Origin of the sequence: Bradyrhizobium sediminis (assembly GCF_018736085.1) — a bacterium.
In the GTDB taxonomy this organism is placed as follows: domain Bacteria; phylum Pseudomonadota; class Alphaproteobacteria; order Rhizobiales; family Xanthobacteraceae; genus Bradyrhizobium; species Bradyrhizobium sediminis.
Window position 1 is genome coordinate 1407271 of record NZ_CP076134.1, and the last position, 18938, is coordinate 1426208.

18 protein-coding genes and 2 pseudogenes are annotated in these 18938 nt (G+C 62.6%); 13 read left to right on the top strand and 7 right to left on the bottom strand.

What is annotated here, in order from left to right; translation table 11 throughout:
* Positions 1-477: 477 nt before the first annotated feature.
* The 3 genes from KMZ29_RS06690 (at position 478) to KMZ29_RS06700 (ending at position 5313) form a co-directional block, all read left to right on the top strand.
* Positions 478-1794 carry an O-antigen ligase family protein gene (locus KMZ29_RS06690; RefSeq protein WP_215622987.1) on the top strand — a complete coding sequence of 439 codons (1317 nt, stop codon included), beginning with the start codon at positions 478-480 and terminating at the stop codon, positions 1792-1794.
* A 218-nt stretch (positions 1795-2012) separates the two neighbouring features.
* Positions 2013-2825, top strand: a complete 813-nt coding sequence (locus KMZ29_RS06695; protein WP_215622988.1) for a substrate-binding domain-containing protein — start codon at positions 2013-2015, stop codon at positions 2823-2825.
* Positions 2826-2835: 10 nt separating this feature from the next.
* Entirely contained in the window at positions 2836-5313 is a 2478-nt protein-coding gene (locus KMZ29_RS06700) for a putative bifunctional diguanylate cyclase/phosphodiesterase (protein ID WP_215622989.1), read from the top strand.
* A gap of 281 nt (positions 5314-5594) precedes the next feature.
* Here KMZ29_RS06700 and KMZ29_RS06705 read toward each other — a convergent pair whose 3' ends face one another.
* The 3 genes from KMZ29_RS06705 to KMZ29_RS06715 all read right to left on the bottom strand — a co-directional run bounded on the left by KMZ29_RS06705 (position 5595) and on the right by KMZ29_RS06715 (position 8075).
* Entirely contained in the window at positions 5595-5993 is a 399-nt protein-coding gene (locus tag KMZ29_RS06705) for a RidA family protein (protein ID WP_215622990.1), read from the bottom strand.
* Between the two features lie 47 nt (positions 5994-6040).
* Positions 6041-6928: an alpha/beta hydrolase gene (locus KMZ29_RS06710; protein WP_215622991.1), complete on the bottom strand. Its 888-nt coding sequence runs from the start codon at positions 6926-6928 to the stop codon at positions 6041-6043.
* A 163-nt stretch (positions 6929-7091) separates the two neighbouring features.
* Positions 7092-8075 (bottom strand): GlxA family transcriptional regulator, encoded by a 984-nt coding sequence (locus KMZ29_RS06715; protein ID WP_215622992.1) that lies wholly within the window; start codon positions 8073-8075, stop codon positions 7092-7094.
* Positions 8076-8171: 96 nt separating this feature from the next.
* Here KMZ29_RS06715 and KMZ29_RS06720 point away from each other — a divergent pair, with 96 nt between their 5' ends.
* Positions 8172-8858 carry a DJ-1/PfpI family protein gene (locus KMZ29_RS06720; protein WP_215622993.1) on the top strand — a complete coding sequence of 229 codons (687 nt, stop codon included), beginning with the start codon at positions 8172-8174 and terminating at the stop codon, positions 8856-8858.
* A 169-nt stretch (positions 8859-9027) separates the two neighbouring features.
* A complete protein-coding gene (locus KMZ29_RS06725) occupies positions 9028-9177 on the top strand; it encodes a hypothetical protein (protein ID WP_215622994.1) in 150 nt (49 codons plus the stop codon).
* 153 nt (positions 9178-9330) lie between these two features.
* Here KMZ29_RS06725 and phaZ read toward each other — a convergent pair.
* Positions 9331-10029: pseudogene (gene phaZ / locus KMZ29_RS06730) on the bottom strand (polyhydroxyalkanoate depolymerase); the annotation flags it as partial.
* Between phaZ and KMZ29_RS06735 the strand changes: the two are divergent.
* A pseudogene (locus KMZ29_RS06735) lies at positions 10013-10273 on the top strand (AraC family ligand binding domain-containing protein); the annotation flags it as partial. The pseudogenes phaZ and KMZ29_RS06735 overlap by 17 nt on opposite strands.
* A 224-nt stretch (positions 10274-10497) precedes the next feature.
* Here the strand turns inward: KMZ29_RS06735 and KMZ29_RS06740 are convergent.
* Positions 10498-10722: a hypothetical protein gene (locus tag KMZ29_RS06740; RefSeq protein ID WP_215622995.1), complete on the bottom strand. Its 225-nt coding sequence runs from the start codon at positions 10720-10722 to the stop codon at positions 10498-10500.
* Positions 10723-10970: 248 nt separating this feature from the next.
* Here KMZ29_RS06740 and KMZ29_RS06745 point away from each other — a divergent pair, with 248 nt between their 5' ends.
* From KMZ29_RS06745 to KMZ29_RS06765, 5 genes are all read left to right on the top strand, one after another.
* Positions 10971-11273, top strand: a complete 303-nt coding sequence (locus KMZ29_RS06745) for a hypothetical protein (protein ID WP_249779927.1) — start codon at positions 10971-10973, stop codon at positions 11271-11273.
* Between the two features lie 141 nt (positions 11274-11414).
* Positions 11415-12248 (top strand): AraC family transcriptional regulator, encoded by an 834-nt coding sequence (locus tag KMZ29_RS06750; RefSeq protein ID WP_215622997.1) that lies wholly within the window; start codon positions 11415-11417, stop codon positions 12246-12248.
* A gap of 148 nt (positions 12249-12396) precedes the next feature.
* Positions 12397-13323: an SMP-30/gluconolactonase/LRE family protein gene (locus KMZ29_RS06755; protein ID WP_215622998.1), complete on the top strand. Its 927-nt coding sequence runs from the start codon at positions 12397-12399 to the stop codon at positions 13321-13323.
* A gap of 123 nt (positions 13324-13446) precedes the next feature.
* On the top strand, positions 13447-14040 hold the full coding sequence (locus KMZ29_RS06760) for a GNAT family N-acetyltransferase (RefSeq protein WP_215622999.1): 594 nt from the start codon (positions 13447-13449) through the stop codon (positions 14038-14040).
* A gap of 18 nt (positions 14041-14058) precedes the next feature.
* The gene (locus KMZ29_RS06765; protein ID WP_215623000.1) at positions 14059-15693 is read left to right on the top strand and encodes a GMC family oxidoreductase; all 1635 of its coding nucleotides are present in this window, start codon (positions 14059-14061) and stop codon (positions 15691-15693) included.
* A 146-nt stretch (positions 15694-15839) separates the two neighbouring features.
* Here the strand turns inward: KMZ29_RS06765 and KMZ29_RS06770 are convergent, their stop codons facing one another.
* Together KMZ29_RS06770 and KMZ29_RS06775 are read right to left on the bottom strand one after the other, a co-directional pair.
* Positions 15840-16682 (bottom strand): AAA family ATPase, encoded by an 843-nt coding sequence (locus KMZ29_RS06770; protein ID WP_215605299.1) that lies wholly within the window; start codon positions 16680-16682, stop codon positions 15840-15842.
* A 103-nt stretch (positions 16683-16785) separates the two neighbouring features.
* Positions 16786-17031, bottom strand: coding sequence for a GlsB/YeaQ/YmgE family stress response membrane protein (locus KMZ29_RS06775; RefSeq protein ID WP_215605300.1), 246 nt, complete (start codon positions 17029-17031; stop codon positions 16786-16788).
* 122 nt (positions 17032-17153) lie between these two features.
* Between KMZ29_RS06775 and KMZ29_RS06780 the strand changes: the two genes are divergently transcribed.
* Both KMZ29_RS06780 and KMZ29_RS06785 read left to right on the top strand, forming a co-directional pair.
* Positions 17154-18329, top strand: a complete 1176-nt coding sequence (locus KMZ29_RS06780; protein WP_215605301.1) for a vWA domain-containing protein — start codon at positions 17154-17156, stop codon at positions 18327-18329.
* A gap of 122 nt (positions 18330-18451) precedes the next feature.
* Positions 18452-18868, top strand: a complete 417-nt coding sequence (locus tag KMZ29_RS06785; RefSeq protein ID WP_215623001.1) for a rhodanese-like domain-containing protein — start codon at positions 18452-18454, stop codon at positions 18866-18868.
* The last annotated feature ends 70 nt before the right edge of the window (positions 18869-18938 follow it).

The window sequence follows — 18938 nt, forward strand, 5'->3', positions numbered from 1 at the left end:
TCCACGCCTCAAGGCGGCGAGCACGTGAGGAGCCGGTTCCGTGGCGGAGGCGCGCAAGGCGTTAACGATCCGGCCGGAGCGGTCGCCGCAGACGGCCTTCGCCGTCGCAAAACCGGACACCCCGGACAGTCCGCCTGTGCCGAAAAGGGCTGGTGCCGCGGCCTTCACGCCATCAGCGCGAACAAACCGCGGGAAATACGTTCCATTCGTCATGCGTCGACACCTTCGCCGAGAAAATCGGCGATGTGGGTTGGTCTTTGCAATATCCGGTCCAGCCGCAATATCCGGTCCAGCGCGCCGCCGTGCGCGGCAGGCGCGGCCGCATGGTTAAGGCGAGTTCATTAACCGACACGGGAAGATTGCGGCGCCAATGCGCGCTTGCTGCCCTATAATTTCAGTTCGGGGTTTTTGCACGTCGCCCAGAACGTAACGTCCCGGGCGATCAACCACTCCTGACCACAGCCGACGAGTCTTGCCGTGAACAGGTTGTCCGCCCTCTGGATCGAGTCGCCGATCGGCCTCTATGTCGGCCGGATCGAGATCGCGCACATCCTGCGCTTCGCGCTGTTCATCGCCATCTTCCTGCTGCCCTGGATTTCCTTGCAGCCGTTCGCCAATCTCGGCGACGCCACGATCGGCGATGCCGCCGCGGGACGCGGCCTCACCTACGCGTCGTTCGGATTTCTCGCCGTGCTTTCGCTGGTGCTGGTGACGCGAAGGCACGCGGAAGCGCTTCGTTCGTTCGTGTCGACACCCTACATCCTGTTCGGCTGCTGGATCTGCATCAATCTCGTGATGTCCCGCGACCCCGGCGCCTCCACGCAACGATTCGTCCTCACCGCCTGCGTGTTCGTCGTCGCGGCAACGGTGCTGCTGCTGCCGGCGACCACGCGCGAATTGAACCGTTGGCTCGGCGCCGCGGTGCTGTCGTTTCTGGCGGTCTGCTACCTCGGGGTCATGGTGGCGCCCGGGTTTTCAATTCACCAGGCCACCGACGTCGCGGAATATCATCTGGCCGGGGACTGGCGGGGTGTTTTCGATCACAAGAACACGGCGTCCGCCATCATGGCGATGCTGGTCTTCGTCGGGTTCTACCTGATGCGATCGGGAGCGGTGCTGGTCGGGCCGCTGATCACGGCTCTTGCGGTGGTCTTCCTGCTCTTCTCCCGGGGCAAGAGCGCGACCGCGCTTGTCATACTGGTCCTGGTGCTTGCCGAAGGGGTGGCGGCGGCAAGGACGTTCCGGGCTCGGGTGGTGCTGTGTTATGCGCCGCTGATCGTTCTCAATCTCCTGAGCATCGGCACCGTCGTCAGCCCGACCCTGTCGGCCATCAGCAGATCGCTGCCGTTGGACACCAGCTTTACCGGACGCGACGAAGTCTGGAAATTCGCCTTCGCGTCGATCGCGCAGCGCCCGATTTTCGGTTACGGCTATTTTGCTTTCTGGGGCAGCGATTTCGTGCGCGACGCCGATCCCGGCGAAAGCATCCATGAATGGGTGGTGATCGCGTCGCACAGCCACAACGGCTATCTGGATTCCGCGCTAGCGCTCGGGATTCCAGGCCTGCTGTTCCTGATGGCGATCCTGATCGTTGCACCGCTGAGGGACTATCATCTCGCCGAGGCACGCGGTCAGGGGACGCCGCTTGGCAAGATGTTCCTGCGGATATGGCTGTTCGGGATCTACCTCGCCTCGCTGGAAAGCTTCTTCCTCGATCGCGCCGATCCGGTATGGTTCACCTTCCTGGTGTCGGTGATCGGCCTGCACTACGTGTCGCGATTTCGAACCACCTGAGAGGCGCTGTTCGACGGCTCCTTCCTCGCAAGGGAGAGCGGTCGTGCCCTGAAGACCGCATTTGTACGGAGCTGAGAAGGCCGGAAGACTTCGGCGGCCTGCTCCGGAATTCACGAGGTTTGGCGCGGCGGGTCGCCCTGGAGACGCCTGACGCCTGAGTTTAGGAGCCCATTTACGTTGTTTGGTAACCCGGTCTTTGCTGCCCCCTGTCAGAGTCATTGCCGAATAAGGGGGGGGGTATGAGTCAAGTCGCGGGCAATTTCCCAAAAGGGAAATTCATTCAACTCGTTCTCGCAGCGATCGTCGCTGGCGCGGCTGGCATTGGCTCGGCCCATTCCAGCGATGTGGTTCTGCAGGGGTCGACTACCTTTGCGACCGGAATAGCGCAACCTTTCGCGAGTTCGGTCGAAGCTCAAACCGGCCACCACCTTGAGATCATCCCGAACAAATCGAGTCTCGGGCTGCTCGCCCTGCTGGAGCGGAACGCGGAGCTGGCGATGATTTCAACCACCCTTGACCGGGAGGTGGAGATCCTGCGCCGGTCCGATGCAGGTCTTCCGTTCGGGAGATTGAAGGCGTTCGAGATCGCCCGCACCCGCGCCGCGCTGGTCGTTCACCCGGACAATCCGGTTCGCGCGGCGCGTCTCCAGGAAATTGGAAAAATACTAACCGGCGAGATTTCCAACTGGAAGCAGCTGGGCGGGCCGGATCTGCCGATCCGGGTCGTGGCGGTCCGCGAAGGCGGCGGCGTGCTGGCTTCCGTCGAAGCAAGGCTGCTCGGCGCGGCGCACATTTCGGCTCCCGATACGATCCGGGTTCAGGTCGGTACACAGATCATCAAGGTGGTGGCGCAGGAGCCCGGAGCCATCGGCATCACCCAGCTGGCCATCGTCAAGTCGAGTTCCGCGGTGGAGTTGGTGACGGACGAACCGATCGAGCAGATCCTGAGCCTGGTCAGCCTCGACGATCCATCGCCTGCGGCCAGCGCGATCATCGAAGCGTTTCGACGCATCGCCAGTCAAGGCAGTTGAGGAGCGCGCCATGCTGTCCCGGCTTTGGAGGTCGATCCGCTACGGCATCGCGGCCAAGTTCTATCTTCTCACCGCCATCGCGCTTGCGGCGCTGGCGGTGCTGGCGGCCGCGTCCACCCACTTCGCCAGTCAAACCAGAACAGCCGCCGAACGGCTCTACGGCGAAGGGGTTGTGGGGATCCAAACCGTTACCGAGCTCGAGGTCCTGTTCGAGCAGCATCGCGCACTGATAACGGCAGCGCCGGCGCTGCTCGACCGAAGTCGCATTCGAAACAGCCGACTGGCGGTGGCGGCGCTCAATGCGCGGATCGAGGAGAGCGTCCGGACGCAATTGTCGCGGAGCGATGCGACCAGGGAAATATTGCTGCAGCAGATCGCCGCCCATGTTCCCACATTGAGCCAGGCTGGCGATCGGGTTTTGATGCTCGCCCACAATTTCGCTCAGGAGAAGGCGCTCGCGGTCAGCGAGGGCGAGTATGCGCAGGCGGCCAACGTCATCCAGGGCGCCATGGAGGGACGGTATCAGGAGCAAATCCGCCACGTCGATCGCGAGGTCCATCGGCTTTCGGAGGCTTCCAGCGGCCTGATGCTATGGGTGGTTGCATCCGCATTGGTCGCCTTCGTGCTGATCGGCCCGGTAACCTTATGGGCCAAACATCGCATCCTCAGCCGGCTCGGCAAGATCACCGCGGTCATGCACCGGCTGTGCAACAACGAACTCGGCGTCGACGTGCCCTATACGAAAGCCCTCGACGAAATGGGCGACATTGCCAGGACCATCGACGTATTCAAGGGCAACGCGATCGCGCTCGGCCTCACTCATCTGCAGCTGGATGCGGCCCTCAACAACATGGTGCAGGGCCTTTGCATGCTGGATGCGCAGCATCGGCTGGTGCTGTGCAATGACCGCTTCCTGGAAATATTCAGGCTGTCTCGCCAGGATGTCACGCCCGGCATCGGCCTGTTCGGATTGATACAATGCATTGTCTCCGCCAACGGCTTTCCGGAGGGGACGGCGGAGCTATTTCACGAATACTACGTCGCCCGCGCTTTCGTCGACGGATCCGACTCCTACCAGCAGGAGTATCCCGATGGCCGGGTCATTGCGATTTCGAGGCGCGAATTGCCGGGCGGAGGCTGGGTCGATACGCATGAAGATATTACCGAGCGGAGGAGAGCCGAAAAGCGGATCGCCTACCTCGCGGAATACGACACCCTCACCGACCTGCCGAACAGGAACCTGTTCCAACGTAATCTTACCGAAGCGCTGGAAGTTGCAGATACCGATCAACTCGCGATTTTCTGCCTGGACCTCGACGGCTTCAAGACCGTCAACGACATGTTCGGTCATTCGATCGGGGATGAGTTGCTGAGGCAAGTCGCCAGGCGACTGCAGCACTGCGTCGGCGAACAGGGAATGGTGGCGCGGCTGGGCGGCGACGAATTTGCGATCCTGCAGCGCGGGCAGCCGCAGCCCCATGGCGCGAATACGCTGGCGCTGACGGTGACCGAAGCCCTGGAGGCGCCATATGACCTTGCCGGAAATCACGCGGTCGTGGGAGCGAGCATCGGGATTGCGAATTTCCCGGGCGATGCATCGTCGTCGGACGAGCTCCTGAAATGCGCCGATATGGCCTTGTACAGCGCCAAAGCCGACGGACGGGGGATCTGCCGTTTCTTCGAGCCGGAAATGAATGCCAGGGTCAAGGCACGGCGCCGGCTCGAAGTCGATTTGCGGGCGGCCATCGCCGGCAAGCAGTTCGAGATGTTCTATCAGCCGGTGGTTTCGGTCGATAGCAACGAGGTGATCGCGTTCGAAGCCCTCATCCGCTGGCGTCATCCCGATCGCGGGATGATATCGCCGGCGGAGTTCATTCCCGTGGCAGAGGAAACCGGCCTGATCATTCCCCTCGGTGAATGGATATTGCGGCAGGTTTGCACCGATGCGCTGAGCTGGCCCCGGAATATCCGGGTCGCGGTCAACCTCTCACCGGTTCAGTTCAGGAGTCCCAACCTCGTTCAAACCGTGTTCACGGCCCTGGCCGTCAGCCATCTCGAGCCGGGCAGATTAGAGCTGGAAATCACCGAAACGACCCTGCTCCAGGACAGCGAGGCCATTCTCGAAAGACTGCATCAGCTCAAGAGCTACGGCGTTCAGATTTCGATGGACGATTTCGGCACGGGATATTCGAGCCTGAGCTATCTCAGAAGTTTTCCTTTCGACAAGATCAAGATCGACCAGAGCTTCGTTCGCGGGCTGGGCAAACTGCAGGATTCCCTGGCGATCATCCGCGCGGTAATCAGTCTGGGAAAAAACCTCGGCATGACCACCAATGCCGAGGGGGTCGAGACCGCCGATCAGCTCCGCATCCTCAAGGAGGAGCTTTGCGACGAGGTGCAGGGATTCCTGTTCAGCCCGGCCGTCCCCCTGAAGGAAACCCATCGGCTGCTCGGGCTGTCTCGGTCGTCGGCCGTGATCGTCGCCTGAATTTCGTCGTCTCCCGTCCCGGCGCTGCCACCGGCCTTGCACCGGGCATCACCAATTCTGGGCCGGAGACGATGAACATCGGCGAGCCGATCACGGGAATACACAGGAGTTGGACGAGGACGGGAAGCAGCGCCTGGCAATTCCCATCAATAGAGGGCGGCGTCGAAGCTTTCAGGAGGTCTTCGACACCGCCGGATGGTGCGGCCTATCGGGCCTAAACGGATTGGCAGCGGCGGAGGGTCAGAATGCCGGCGCGCCTGGGCCGAAAACTTACCCCTCGATCACGCGCGCAATTTTGCGACGGCTTTGATCTCGACCAGCGCGCCGGGGCGCGCGAGCTCTGTAATCCCGATCGCCGTCCACGCCGGATGAGGCTCGGGGATGAACCGGTCCTTGACCTTGAGGAAGGCAAGAAGCGTCGCCTGAAGACCGACGTGATAGCTGGTAAGCTCGATCACATCGTCGAACGTCAGGCCGGCTTCCGCGAGCACTGTCCCGAGCGACTGGAACGCCAGCGGAAACTGGATCTCCGGGTCGGGCGACAGTTCCCGTCCTGGGCCAAATCCGATCACGCCGGAACAAAAGAGAAATCCAGAACTCTTCACTGCCGGCGCGAAGTGCAGCGTTTCATAGGTCTTCTGCATTGATGCCGGCACCACGATATCCCGCCTGGAAGTCACATTGATCTCCTTTCCGAATAAAGTCTTGATTGCAGTTGGCGTTACGCTTACGCGCTGAACTCTGGTGCGGAAACCAGCCGCAAGAGCGCGCGGAACAGCACGCTCCCCGGGACGCCCATGTCCTCGATCACGTCGGCATGATTGCGGTGGGAAACGACAATCTGCTCGGTGAGCACCTCGGGCCATCCTTCGCCGAGCAGCGCCGTCTGGCGGTGAAATTCCGAGGTCTCGAACTCTCCGACCGCCGTCACCAGCCTCACCCCGACGTTGGGGCGAAAACGAACCGGGCTTAGTCTTGCGACATCGGCCGCACCTAGCCGCAGAATGTCCTTTATGAATGGAGCCTTGGCGAGCGGCTCCAGATCGTGAAGGCCCGAAACCGAGACGCCGCCTTTCACGAGACTCTCCGGAAGGCCGTCCCCCAGCTCCGCCCACCGGGTCGCCAGCAGCATCGCGGTGAGGTGCCCGCCCGCCGAATGGCCGGCGGCGAACACACGATCACGGTCAAAACCGAGACTTGCCGCTTCCCGCCACAACCACACGGCCGCTCGGCGTACGCTGTCCACGACCTCGTCCAGCGCAACGTTCGGGAGGAGCGGGTAGTTCAAGACCGCGACGTTCAGGCCGGCATCGACCATGGCCGGCGCGAGATAGGAATATTGCGACTTGTCGAGGGCGTGCCAGTAGCCCCCATGAATAAACATGACGAGAGGCGCCCGTGCGTCCGGCGCCGGAAAGAAGTCGAGGCGCTCCTTGTCAGCATCCCCATAAGCCACATCCAGGCGGCCATTGAGCTTCGTACGAACGACCGCGGATATGTCCGCGCCGCGGGCAATGACCTGCCGAATGTCAGGCGCGGCGATAAACACATCATACTGCTGGTCGTAGTCGTCGATCGCTAAAGGGACACCGCGCTTGGGCGATTGAGGCTGCATCGATCATGGCCCGGAATTGGATTGGCAATTTGCGCTCAGCCACCGACTGGGTCAGCGCCGCCGAGAGAATGGTGCGAACGGATCGTGGCGGGTATGACAAATAGCTGGGTCAATCCGCCAAATCATGGACCGGCGCCCCATGACCTGCTCAGGAACGGCGCGACTACTGATCCGTCATGATTGCGAAAGCGCGACGATACACGGTCGGTGAGGCGCCAAATCGTCGGGCAAAAGCTGTTGAAAACGCTGCGGCGTCACCAAAGCCGCAGCGAGCCGCCACCGTTTTCACGGGTATCGAATTATTTCTTAGCAGAGCTCGTGCATGATCCATCCGCAGCTCGTTCAGGAGCTTTGCCGGAGCCATTCCGAACGCCGCGAAACACCGGCGGTAGAAACTGCGCTCGCTCATCCCGATCGCCGTCGCCATCTCAGCTACCGTCGTTTCACGGTGCCGCCGCTCACTCAGCCATGAAATGAGCCTGCCGAGATCGGGCCCGGCGCTGGCTTGAAGCGACAGCGGCGCTGCAAACTGCGACTGCCCGCCCGGCCGCACGAGATGCAAAACGAGACCTCGCGCCACGAGTAAGGCCATGTCGTGCCCAAGGTCGCGGGCCACGAGAGCCAACGCCAGGTCTATTCCGGAGGCCGCGCCGGCCGATGTCCACAGGCGTCCGTCTTCGACGAAGAGCGCCTCGCGCTCAACACGGGCCTTCGGAAATTTCTCCGCCAGCCTATCGAGCCAACCCCAGTGGGTGGTCGCACGGTGGCCGTTGAGCAAACCGAGTTCGCCAAGCAGGAAAGCCCCGGTGCAGATTGAGACGACACGCGTCGCCGTGTCAGCCGCTTTAGACATCCAGTCCATGAGTACGGTGTCGGCCATCGCGGCGCGCATCGCGTCGTCTCGGGCGCCGGGCACAATCAGGGTGTGAACGGTCCGGCGGGCGCTGGGCAACGGCTTTGCATTCAATACCAGCCCCGCAGATGTGCGCACGGTGGGTTGCGACGCGACGAACATCACCTCGTAAGTGCCGCCACCCGCCCGCCGATCGGCCTGTACGAGCACGTCGGCGGGACCCGCCGCATCGAGGAGCTGAATATCTTCATAGAGCGCGATGACAACGCGCCGCGGTTTGGCAGTTTCACCCATATATTTATCATAGCCGCCAAGTGCCGATTGATCAATCTTGCTTACTCGCTGCGAGTGGCAGTTCGGATTCCGGACAATCAGACATAGAGGCCAGCGATGAGAATTCAGATGCTCGTATATCCGGGGATGACGCTACTTGACCTGATCGGCCCCCTTCAGACTTGGGCCCGATTGCCCAATGCAGAGCTGCAATTTGCCTGGAAGGCGCCGGGAGACATTCCGACCGACGCAGGCCTATCGGTCAACGCCACGGTAGGTTTTTCCAATGCATGGGAGGATCCCGACATCCTGTTCGCGCCGGGTGGGCTCGACCCGACGTTCGCCCTCCTGGATGACGATGAAACAATCCATTTCCTGGCTTCGCGGGGTGAAAAGGCGAAATGGGTGACCAGCGTATGCACCGGCGCGGTCTTGCTAGGCGCAGCAGGGCTTCTGAAGGGATATCGCGCAGCGACACACTGGTTTTTTCTGGATCAGTTGGAGCTCTACGGCGCGACGCCATCGGACGCGCGGTACGTTTTTGATCGCAATCGAGCGACTGGAGGCGGCGTGACCGCTGGCGTCGACTTCGGTCTGGTCATGGCGGCGCGCATCGCTGGCGAGCCCTTCGCCCGTTCGGTGCAGCTAGCGATGCAGTATGCACCTGAGCCGCCCTTTCGATCGGGTACGCCGGCCGAGGCTCTTCCAGAAACAGCCGCCGCTGTCAGGGCGCGGTTCGAGGCGAACGGCCGAGCTCAAGCATTGCGCGACGCCTGTATCCGTACCGCGGCTCGAATGAAGTGAGACCTGAGATTCGAAGAGTTGCGTCGACGACGGCGATGCCTGCGGGTCCGCGATGTGCATCGACGCGACGCTTCGTTGGATCAAAAGCACAACCGGGCCGATTTGGAGCTTTGAGATCGTGGAAAAGAAAGTAATGTCGGCGGTATAACAAAATCAGGGAGAAAACATCGTGCGCAAGGTAATCAGTCTGTTTGTATTCACGGCGTTCATCGGGTTGACTTTGTCCCAGGCTTTTGCCCAGTCGACGGATGAGCAGAAGAAAAAGTGGGGCGGGGGCAAGCAGCGCGACTGCGTTGAGCGCGGCAATTGCCCAAAGTAATCTCCATCATTCCGGACGGTCCGTGGCGCGGGCCGATCCGGAATCTCGAAGTGACCTGAGAACCTGCTTTCCGCGAGATTCCCCGATGTGCAATTGCACATCTGAGATTCGCGCGTTTTGCGCGCGGCCCGGAATGACGAACCCTTCTTCAGCTCACGAATTGACGTGCACGAAATCCCGCAGCAGCGGATAGATTTCGTTGTTCCAGCGCTTGCCCGAGAACACGCCGTAATGGCCGACGCCGGCCTGCATGTGATGCACCTTGCGATAGGCGCGCACGCCGGTGCAGAGGTCCTGGGCCGCCAGCGTCTGGCCGATCGAGCAGATGTCGTCCTTCTCGCCCTCGATCGTCATCAGTCCCATGCGCCTGATCGAGGCGGGGTTCACCGGCCGGCCGCGATGCATCAGCTTGCCTTGCGGCAGCAGATGTTCCTGAAACACATCGCGCACCGTTTCGATGTAGAATTCGGCCGGCAGGTCCATGACCGCGAAATATTCGTCGTAGAAGGTCTTGATGATCTCGGCCTTCTCCTTTTCGCCCTTGGCCAGATGCTGCGCCAGATCGATGTGCGACTTGATGTGGCGCTCGAGGTTCATTGACACGAAGGCGGTGAGTTGCACAAAGCCGGGATAGACCTGCCGGAACGCGCCCTTGCATTGAACGGGCACGCAATTGATCAGGTTCTCCTCGAACCATTTGATCGGCTTGCTCCTGGCGAATTCGTTGACCTTGGTCGGCTGAATGCGGGTGTCGATGGGACCGGTCATCAGCGTCAGAGTCGCCGGGCGGGCGAGGTGATTGTCCTCCGACATGATCGCGGCGGCCGCGAGCGCCGACACCGAGGGGGCGCATCGCCACGATTGCGATTTCCAGATCGTCATCATGACCAAGGGCTGGGCGCGCTTCATGTATGAGGACAAGCCGACGCTGGTGCAGGCCGGCGACGTCGTGCATCAGCGGCCGGGCATCGTGCACTACCTCTACGATTACTCGCCGGACATGGAGTATCTCGAAATCGTCAGCCCGGCGGACTTCAAGACCGTCGACATGCCGCCGGCCACCGACAGGGTGCCGCCGGCGACGCCCTGGAAGTAACTGCCATGTCGTCCCCGGAGGAATTAACCTTTGTTGTCGGCCGCTGGCTGCGGCCGATCGTGGCTGTCCTGCATGTGGTGCGCTGGATCCTGCCGGCACCGATATCTAGCCGTGAACAGGGGAGTACAGAGCCCAACCGCTGATTCGGGCGCGATTCGTTCCGTCCGCGTTCCGAACCTTAAGATGCCGCCGGCTCCCGTTGCATTTTGGCACAAAGACCGGTCTCAAGGCCGGGTGCGAACGCCGGGAGCCGGCAGGCGCCAGCCGACCACCGTCGCCTCGACGGTGCCGCCGGATTCGTTATTCTTCCATTCGCCATCGATGAAGCGGCAGGCGAACGGCAGTTGGTACGTGCCGCTGTGATCCTCGCAAAGTACCTGAACCGGTTGATCCGGCGGCGGTTCACCGTTGCCATTGAATTCGGCCAGCCGTCGTTCGCGCGTCGCCATTTCGTATCTCTCCTTCAGCGCGGCGCGAGGTGCCGCGGTTTGGGTTCCCGCGCCCTGAGCGCCGTTCCCCGGTCCAGGCCTTTAACGCAGCAAACCTCAACGCGCGAATGAGGTTTCAGTATGATAACGTTCGGCGTCTTGCGCCAACTCGCAACAAATTGACCGCGACGGGCGCCTTTTGAATGGGGATTTTGATGATCGGCCGCATCGTTCTCGTCGCGTCGGTGGTTTTGGCGTCCGGTCTCGCGATGCGCGGGAACGCGCGGGCCCAGGACGTTCCCGGCATCGAAATCTGCACCGTCGAAAAGACCATGGAGCGGCGCACTAGTTGCCTGCAGAGCAACGTCGACTTCCTGATGAAGACGATCACGAAACTCGGCGCCGATCATCGGCAGAAGCTCGACGCCGCCAGCCGCCAGATCGAGGCGCTGAAAGGCGCGCTCGCCTCGTTGCAGAAGACCGTCGACGATCTGCAGGCGGCGCAGCAGAAGGCGGCCGAGGATTCGAAGAAGAAGGCCGACGCGCCGGCGGGCAAGGATGGCGCGAAGTAATTTCGGCGCACCTGATGTTTCCGCAATGCGGAGGAAGCCGGTTTTCCCGTTTCGCGGACAAGCGACCGAGAGCAAGGACTGTCAAATGCAGCGTCTGCAAATCGATCATGATGCGGGCGCTTCGAATGAGGGCCGTACTCCATGAATCCCGCCCAGAAGGCGCTGTGGTTTATCGAAAGCCATCTTGCCGGCGAACTCACGCTCGACGGGATCGCCGCGATCGGCGGCATCTCGCGCTTCCATATGGTCCGCGCGTTCGGCGCCGCGACGGGGCTGTCGGTCATGCGCTACGTGCGCGCGCGACGGCTCACGGAAGCGGCGCGGGCGCTCGCAAATGGCGCGCCCGATATCCTCAACCTGGCGCTGGAGGCGGATTACGGCTCTCACGAAGCGTTCACCCGCGCGTTCCGCGACCATTTCGGGGTCACGCCCGAAACGGTCCGCGGCTCGACGTGCCTTGACCGCCTCAAGCTTCAGGAGCCGATCGTCATGGATTCGACCGTCATCGACAACCTTCAAGCGCCGCGCTTCGAAGCCGGCAAGCCGTTCCTCGTCGCCGGCATCGGCGAGCGCTACACCTGCGAAAGCGGCGCCGCGATTCCCGGCCAATGGCAGCGCTTTCACCAATCCGTCGACCGCATTCCCGGCCGGCTCGGCAAGGTGGCCTACGGCGTCTGCTGCAACGCCGACGATGCCGGCAATTTCGACTACATCGCCGGCGTCGAAGTCTCCGACTTTTCCGACCTGCCGCGCGAACTCGCAAGGGTCCGTATCCCCGAACAGAGATATGCGGTGTTTTCCCACCGCGAGCACATCTCGACCATTCGCCGCACCGTCAACACGATCTGGAATCACTGGCTGCCGTCGTCCGGCCTGAGGGCCGCCGATGCGCCCAACTTCGAGCGTTATGACGAGAAGTTCGATCCGCTGACCGGCAATGGCGGGCTCGAGATATGGATACCGGTCGCCCGATAGGCTTGCACGCAACGCTGCCCTGCGCGGCTGCATGTCCCGACATTGCTTGGCAAGCGATATCGACTTTGCCATAACATGGCGCAACGAAATCGTTGCGCGTGCGGAAGAAGCCTGGAATCCGCCTGCAGCCAAAAAAGCGGGGGATTTCATGTCCAATGTTCGCGTTCTCGCCACCGGCCTCGAATTTCCCGAAGGGCCGGTCGCGATGCCGGACGGCTCGGTGGTGCTGGTCGAAATCCGCGGCCGGCGGCTGACCCGGGTCTGGCCAGACGGCCGCAAGGAGGTGGTCGCCGAGATTCCGGGCGGGCCCAATGGCGCAGCGCTCGGCCCCGACGGCAAGATGTATGTCTGCAACAATGGCGGCTTCAGCTGGATCCCGACGCGCAACCTGATCATGCCGGGGCCGCAGCCCGACGACTATCTCGGCGGCTCGATCCAGCGCGTCGATATGCAGAGCGGCAAGGTCGAGACGGTCGTCGATAAATGCGGCGAGCATCCGCTGCGGGGGCCGAACGACCTGGTGTTCGACAAGCATGGCGGGCTCTGGTTTTCCGATCTCGGCAAGCGACGCGCCCGCGACATGGATGTCGGCGCGTTCTACTACATCAAGCCCGGCATGAAGGAGATCGTCGAGGGCGTGCATGGCATGCTGCCCGCCAACGGCATCGGGCTGTCGCCTGATGAAAACACGGTCTATATCGCGGAGACGCCGACGGCGCGGCTGTGGGCGTTCGATCTTTCGGCGCCCGGCACGGTGAAGCCGCGCGACCCGATCTATCGCGGCGAGCGTGGCAGGCCGATCGCGGGGCTCGGCGGCTACCAGATGTTCGACTCGCTGGCGGTGGAAGCTTCCGGCAATGTTTGCGTCGCCACCCTTGTCTCCGGCTGCATCTCGGTGATCGCGCCTGACGGCACTCTCGTCGAGCAGGTGCCGACCGGCGACCGCGTTACCACCAACATCGCCTTCGGCGGCCCCGAACTGAAGACCGCCTACATCACGCTGTCAGGCAGGGGCGAACTGATCGCGATGGACTGGGCGCGGCCCGGCCTGCCGCTGAATTTCTTGAACAAGTGACGATTTCGAAAAACGCAATCGTCATTCCGGGGCGATGCGAAGCATCGAACCCGGAATCTCGAGATTCCGGGTCTGGTGCTAGCGCACCATCCCGGAATGACGGCACGGGAAACGGAGTACTGAATGCCCTGGCTTGAACCGATAACCCTGCGCGGCCAGTATGCGCGGCTGGAGCCGCTGTCGCCAGATCATTGCGACGGGCTGACCGAGGCGGTGAAGGACGGCGAGCTGTGGAAGCTCTGGTACACCTTCGTCCCCAAGGCCGAAGACATGCGCAAGGAGATCGACCGCCGGCTTTCCCTGCAGGCGGCGGGGTCGATGCTGCCATGGACGGTGTTCGATGCCGACGGCAAGATCGCGGGCATGACGACCTATATGAATGTCGACGCGCCGAACCGGCGGGTCGAGATCGGCTCGACCTGGTACGCCAGGCGCGTGCAGCGCAGCGCGCTCAATACCCAGTGCAAATTGCTGCTGCTCGCCCACGCCTTCGAACAGCGCGATTGCATCGCGGTCGAATTCCGCACCCATTTCTTCAATCATCAGAGCCGGCGCGGCATCGAGCGGCTGGGCGCCAAACAGGACGGCATCCTGCGCAACCATCAGATCGCCTCGAACGGCACGCTGCGCGACACCGTAGTCTACAGCATCATCGCCAGCGAATGGCCGACGGTGAAGGTGCATCTGACCTATCAACTTCATGAAAAGGCGCGGTAGCGTACCGCCGGAGCCACGATGACCGATACATTCGACTACGTGATTATAGGCGCGGGCTCTGCCGGCTCGGTGCTCGCCAACCGGCTGAGCGAGGATGCCGGCACCAGCCTCTGCGTGCTCGAGGCAGGTCCCAGCGACTGGCATCCGTATATCCACTTGCCGGCCGGCTTCATCAAGACCTTCCATATGAAGAGCATCAACTGGGCCTACCAGCAGGAACCGGGGCCGTGGACCGGCGGCCGCAGCATCTACGCGCCGCGCGGCAAGACCCTCGGCGGCTCCTCCTCGATCAACGGCCACATCTACAACCGCGGCCAGCGCCAGGATTTCGACACCTGGGCCCAACTCGGCAATCGCGGCTGGGGCTATCCGGACGTGCTGCCTTACTTCAAGCGGCTGGAGCGGCGGGTCGGCGAGGGCGATGACACCTATCGCGGGCGCGACGGCGCGCTCACCGTCACCACCATGGACTGGCGCGATCCGCTCTGCGAGGCCTTCATGGCCGGCGCCATGAGCCTCGGCATTCCGAGAAATCCCGATTACAACGGCGCGATCCAGGAGGGCGTCTCCTACGCCCAGCGCACCATCCAGAACGGCCTGCGCGTCAGCGCGGCGACCGCGTTCCTGCACCCGGCGCGGAAACGGCCGAACGTCCATGTGCGCACGCACGCGCATGCGACCAACATCATCTTCGAGGGCAAGCGCGCGGTCGGCGTGCGCTACATCAAGGGCGGCAGGAACGGCACCCCGGTCGAAGTGCGCGCCAGCAAGGAAGTCATCCTCGCCGGCGGCACCTATAATTCGCCGCAACTCCTGCAATTGTCCGGCGTCGGTTCGCCGGAACTGCTGGGCTCGCTCGGCATCGAGGTGCGTCACGCGCTGCCGGGGGTCGGCGAGGGATTGCAGGACCATTACGCGCCGCGTTCGGTCGCCCGCGTCAAGAACATCAAAACCATCAACGAGCTCAGGCGGGGCTTGAGCCTGTGGGTGGAGGCGCTGAAATGGGCGACCACGCGGCGCGGCCTGCTGTCGTTGTCGCCGACCATGGTCTACTGCTTCTGGCACTCCGGCGAGAGCACCGAGAGCTCCGACCTGCAACTGACCTTCACGCCCGCGAGCTACAAGGAGGGCGTGCAGGGCCAGCTCGAGGACGAGCCCGGCATGACGGTGGCCTCCTGGCAGCAGCGGCCGGAAAGCCGCGGCTATGTCCGCGCCCGTTCGGCCGATCCTTTTCAGCCGCCGATCATCCAGACCAATTACCTGGTCGAGGAACTCGACCGCCGCACCGTGGTTGCCGGCATGAAGCTGGCGCGGCGGTTGCTCGGGTCGGCGCCGTTGGCGCCGTACTTCGCCTATGAAGACTTTCCCGGACCCAACGTGCAGTCCGACGATGAGTTCCTGGCGGCGGCGACACAGCGCGGCACCACCACGTTCCACCCCGGCTGCACCTGCCGGATGGGACCGGCCGATGCCAAATGGGCTGTGGTCGACGACCAGCTGCGCGTGCACGGGCTGCAGGGCCTGCGCGTGGTCGACGCCTCGATCATGCCGCGGATGATCTCGGCCAACCTCAACGCCTCGACCCTGATGATCGCCGACAAGGCCTCGGACATGATCCGCGGCAAGGCCGCGCCGGAAGCGGCGGTCGTCTAGTCAGCCGGCAGCTGGTTTACCGTCATTGCGAGCCAACGGGTCGCGCGAATGCGCGCCCGATGACAGGCTCCGCGAAGTAATCCATAGCCGCGATGAAAGTGTGAATTGCTTCGTCGCTTTGCTCCTCGCAATGACGGGGCTCCCGCCTAAACCTCGCGCCGGCTCAGGAACGCCAGCCGCTCGAACAAATGCACGTCCTGCTCGTTCTTCAACAGCGCGCCGTGCAGCGGCGGGATCAGCTTGCGCGGGTCGCGCTCCCTGAGCATTTCCGGCGTCATGTCCTCGTTGAGCAGCAGCTTCAGCCAGTCCAACAGCTCCGAGGTCGATGGCTTCTTCTTCAGCCCGGGCACCTCGCGCACCTCGAAGAAGATCCGCAACGCTTCTTCCACCAGGCGCTTCTTGATGCCGGGGAAATGCACGTCGACGATCCGCTCCATGGTGTCGGCGTCGGGGAACTTGATGTAGTGGAAGAAGCAGCGGCGCAGGAACGCGTCGGGCAGTTCCTTCTCGTTGTTCGAGGTGATCATCACGATCGGACGAAGCGACGCCTTGATGTTCTCGCCGGTCTCGTAGACGAAGAATTCCATGCGATCGAGCTCGAGCAGGAGATCGTTGGGGAATTCGATGTCGGCCTTGTCGATTTCGTCGATCAAGAGCACCGGGCGCTTCTCGTGGGTGAAGGCTTCCCACAATTTGCCGCGCTTGATGTAATTGCTGATGTCGGAAACCTTGGAGTCGCCGAGCTGGCTGTCGCGCAGGCGCGATACCGCGTCGTATTCGTAGAGGCCCTGCTGCGCCTTGGTGGTCGACTTGATGTGCCAGGTCAGGAGCGGCGCGCCGAGCGCTTTGGCGACTTCCTCAGCCAGCACGGTCTTGCCGGTGCCGGGCTCGCCCTTCACCAGCAGCGGGCGCTCGAGCACGATCGAGGCGTTGACCGCGACCTTGAGGTCATCGGTGGCGACGTAGTCCTTGGTACCGGTAAATTTCATCGAGCACTTGCCTTGTTGTTTGTTCTTGAGCGCACCAGCGCGCCACGGTCTGAACGGGAAACGACCGCCGTTCCGGCGGTCGTTATCGGGGTGAAGGGATGTGTCAGGCGCGTCTGACCAGCGACAGGATGACGAGCACGATCACCGCGCCGATGGTGGCGTTGACGATATCGCGAAACGCGCTGCCGCCGAGGCTGACGCCGAGTTGCGGCAATATCCAGCTTGCGACGAACGCGCCGATGATGCCGATCACGATGTTGCCGATCAGCCCGAAGCCGGCGCCGCGCACGATCAGGCCGGCGAGCCAGCCGGCGATCGCGCCTATCACGAGTACCGCCAAAATGGTCATTTATGATGCCCCGTTGAAAAGCCCTGTTGGCTTAATTCTAGTTGAAAAACCCGGCAGGTCTAGGCCTCTTCCATGCACGGAAGCCCCTTGACGTCCACCGCCCGCCGGGCAATCTGTGACCCATGTTTTTGCAGTTCTTCACATCGCTGCGCGATGCCCAGGTTCCGGTGACCTTGCGTGAATATCTGACGCTGATGGAGGCGCTCGACGCCGACCTCGCCGGGCAGACGGTGGAGAATTTCTATTATCTGTCGCGCGCCGCGCTGGTGAAGGACGAGCGCAATCTCGACAAGTTCGACCGCGTGTTCGGCACCGTGTTCAAGGGGCTGGAAAGCCTGCTCGACGCCATGGAGAAGGCGGACATTCCCGCCGAATGGCTGAAGAAGCTCGCGGAAAAATACCTCACCGAGGAAGAGAAGAAGCAGATCGAGGCGATGGGCTGGGACAAGCTCATGGAGACGCTGCGCCAGCGCCTCAAGGAGCAGCAGGGCCGGCACCAGGGCGGCAACAAGTGGATCGGCACCGCCGGGACCTCGCCGTTCGGCGCCCACGGCTACAATCCGGAAGGCGTGCGGATCGGCCAGGAAAAGAACCGCAACAATCGCGCGGTCAAGGTATGGGACAAGCGCGAATTCAAGGATCTCGACGGCAACGTCGAACTCGGCATCCGCAACATCAAGATCGCGCTGCGGCGGTTGCGCAAATTCGCCCGCACCGGCGCGCCCGACGAACTCGATCTCGACACCACCATCAAGGAGACCGCCAACCACGGCTATCTCGACGTGCACATGCGCCCCGAGCGGCGCAACGCGGTCAAGGTATTGGTGTTCTTCGACATCGGTGGCTCCATGGATTCGCATATCGAGCAGGTCGAGGAGCTGTTCTCGGCGGCGAAGAGCGAATTCAAGCACATGGAATATTTCTACTTCCACAACTGCCTCTATGAAGGCGTCTGGAAGCAGAACAAGCGGCGGTTCACCGACCGCACCCCGACCTGGGACGTGCTGCATAAATATCCGCACGACTATAAGGTGGTGTTCGTTGGCGACGCCTCGATGTCGCCTTACGAAATCATGGTCCCCGGTGGCTCGGTCGAGCATGTCAACGAGGAAGCCGGATCGGTCTGGCTCGATCGCATCACCCGCACCTATCCGCACGCGGTCTGGCTCAATCCGGTGGCGCAGAAGCATTGGGACTATTCGGAATCCACCACCATCATCCGCCGGCTGTTTTCGGAGCGCATGTTCCCGATCACGATCGAGGGCCTCGAAGGCGCGATGAAGGAACTGGTGCGGTAGACGTTACCGTCGTCATTCCGGGGCGCGCGTCAGCGCGAACCCGGAATCCCGATGCAATAGAATTCGATCCAGATCCGGGTTCAACGCGTTGCGTTGCCCCGGAATGACGGGAGGACCACCAAATGCCCCAGGACATCCACACCGGCATCAAGGCGCTGATCGACGAGGCCAATGCCGAGATCGAGACTCTGAGCGCCGCGGAGGCGATCCAGGCCGCGCAGGACGACGGCGTCGTGATCGTCGATATCCGCGACCCCCGCGAGATCGAGCGCGACGGCCGGATCCCGGGCGCATTCTCCTGCACCCGCGGCATGCTGGAATTCTGGATCGATCCGGCGAGCCCCTATGCCAAGGCGATCTTCCAGGAAGACAAGAAGTTCATCTTCCATTGCGCCGGCGGCCTGCGTTCGGCCCTGGCCGCCAAGACCGCGCAGGACATGGGACTGAAGCCGGTCGCGCATGTCGCCGGCGGTTTCGCCGCCTGGCGCGACGCCGGCGGCCCGGTCGAGAAGTTCGAGCCGAAGAAGCCGAAGGGCTAAAAGGTCGTCACCCGCGGGCTTGACCCGCGGGTCCATCTTCTTCGAGTGATGGATTGCCGGGTCAAGCCCG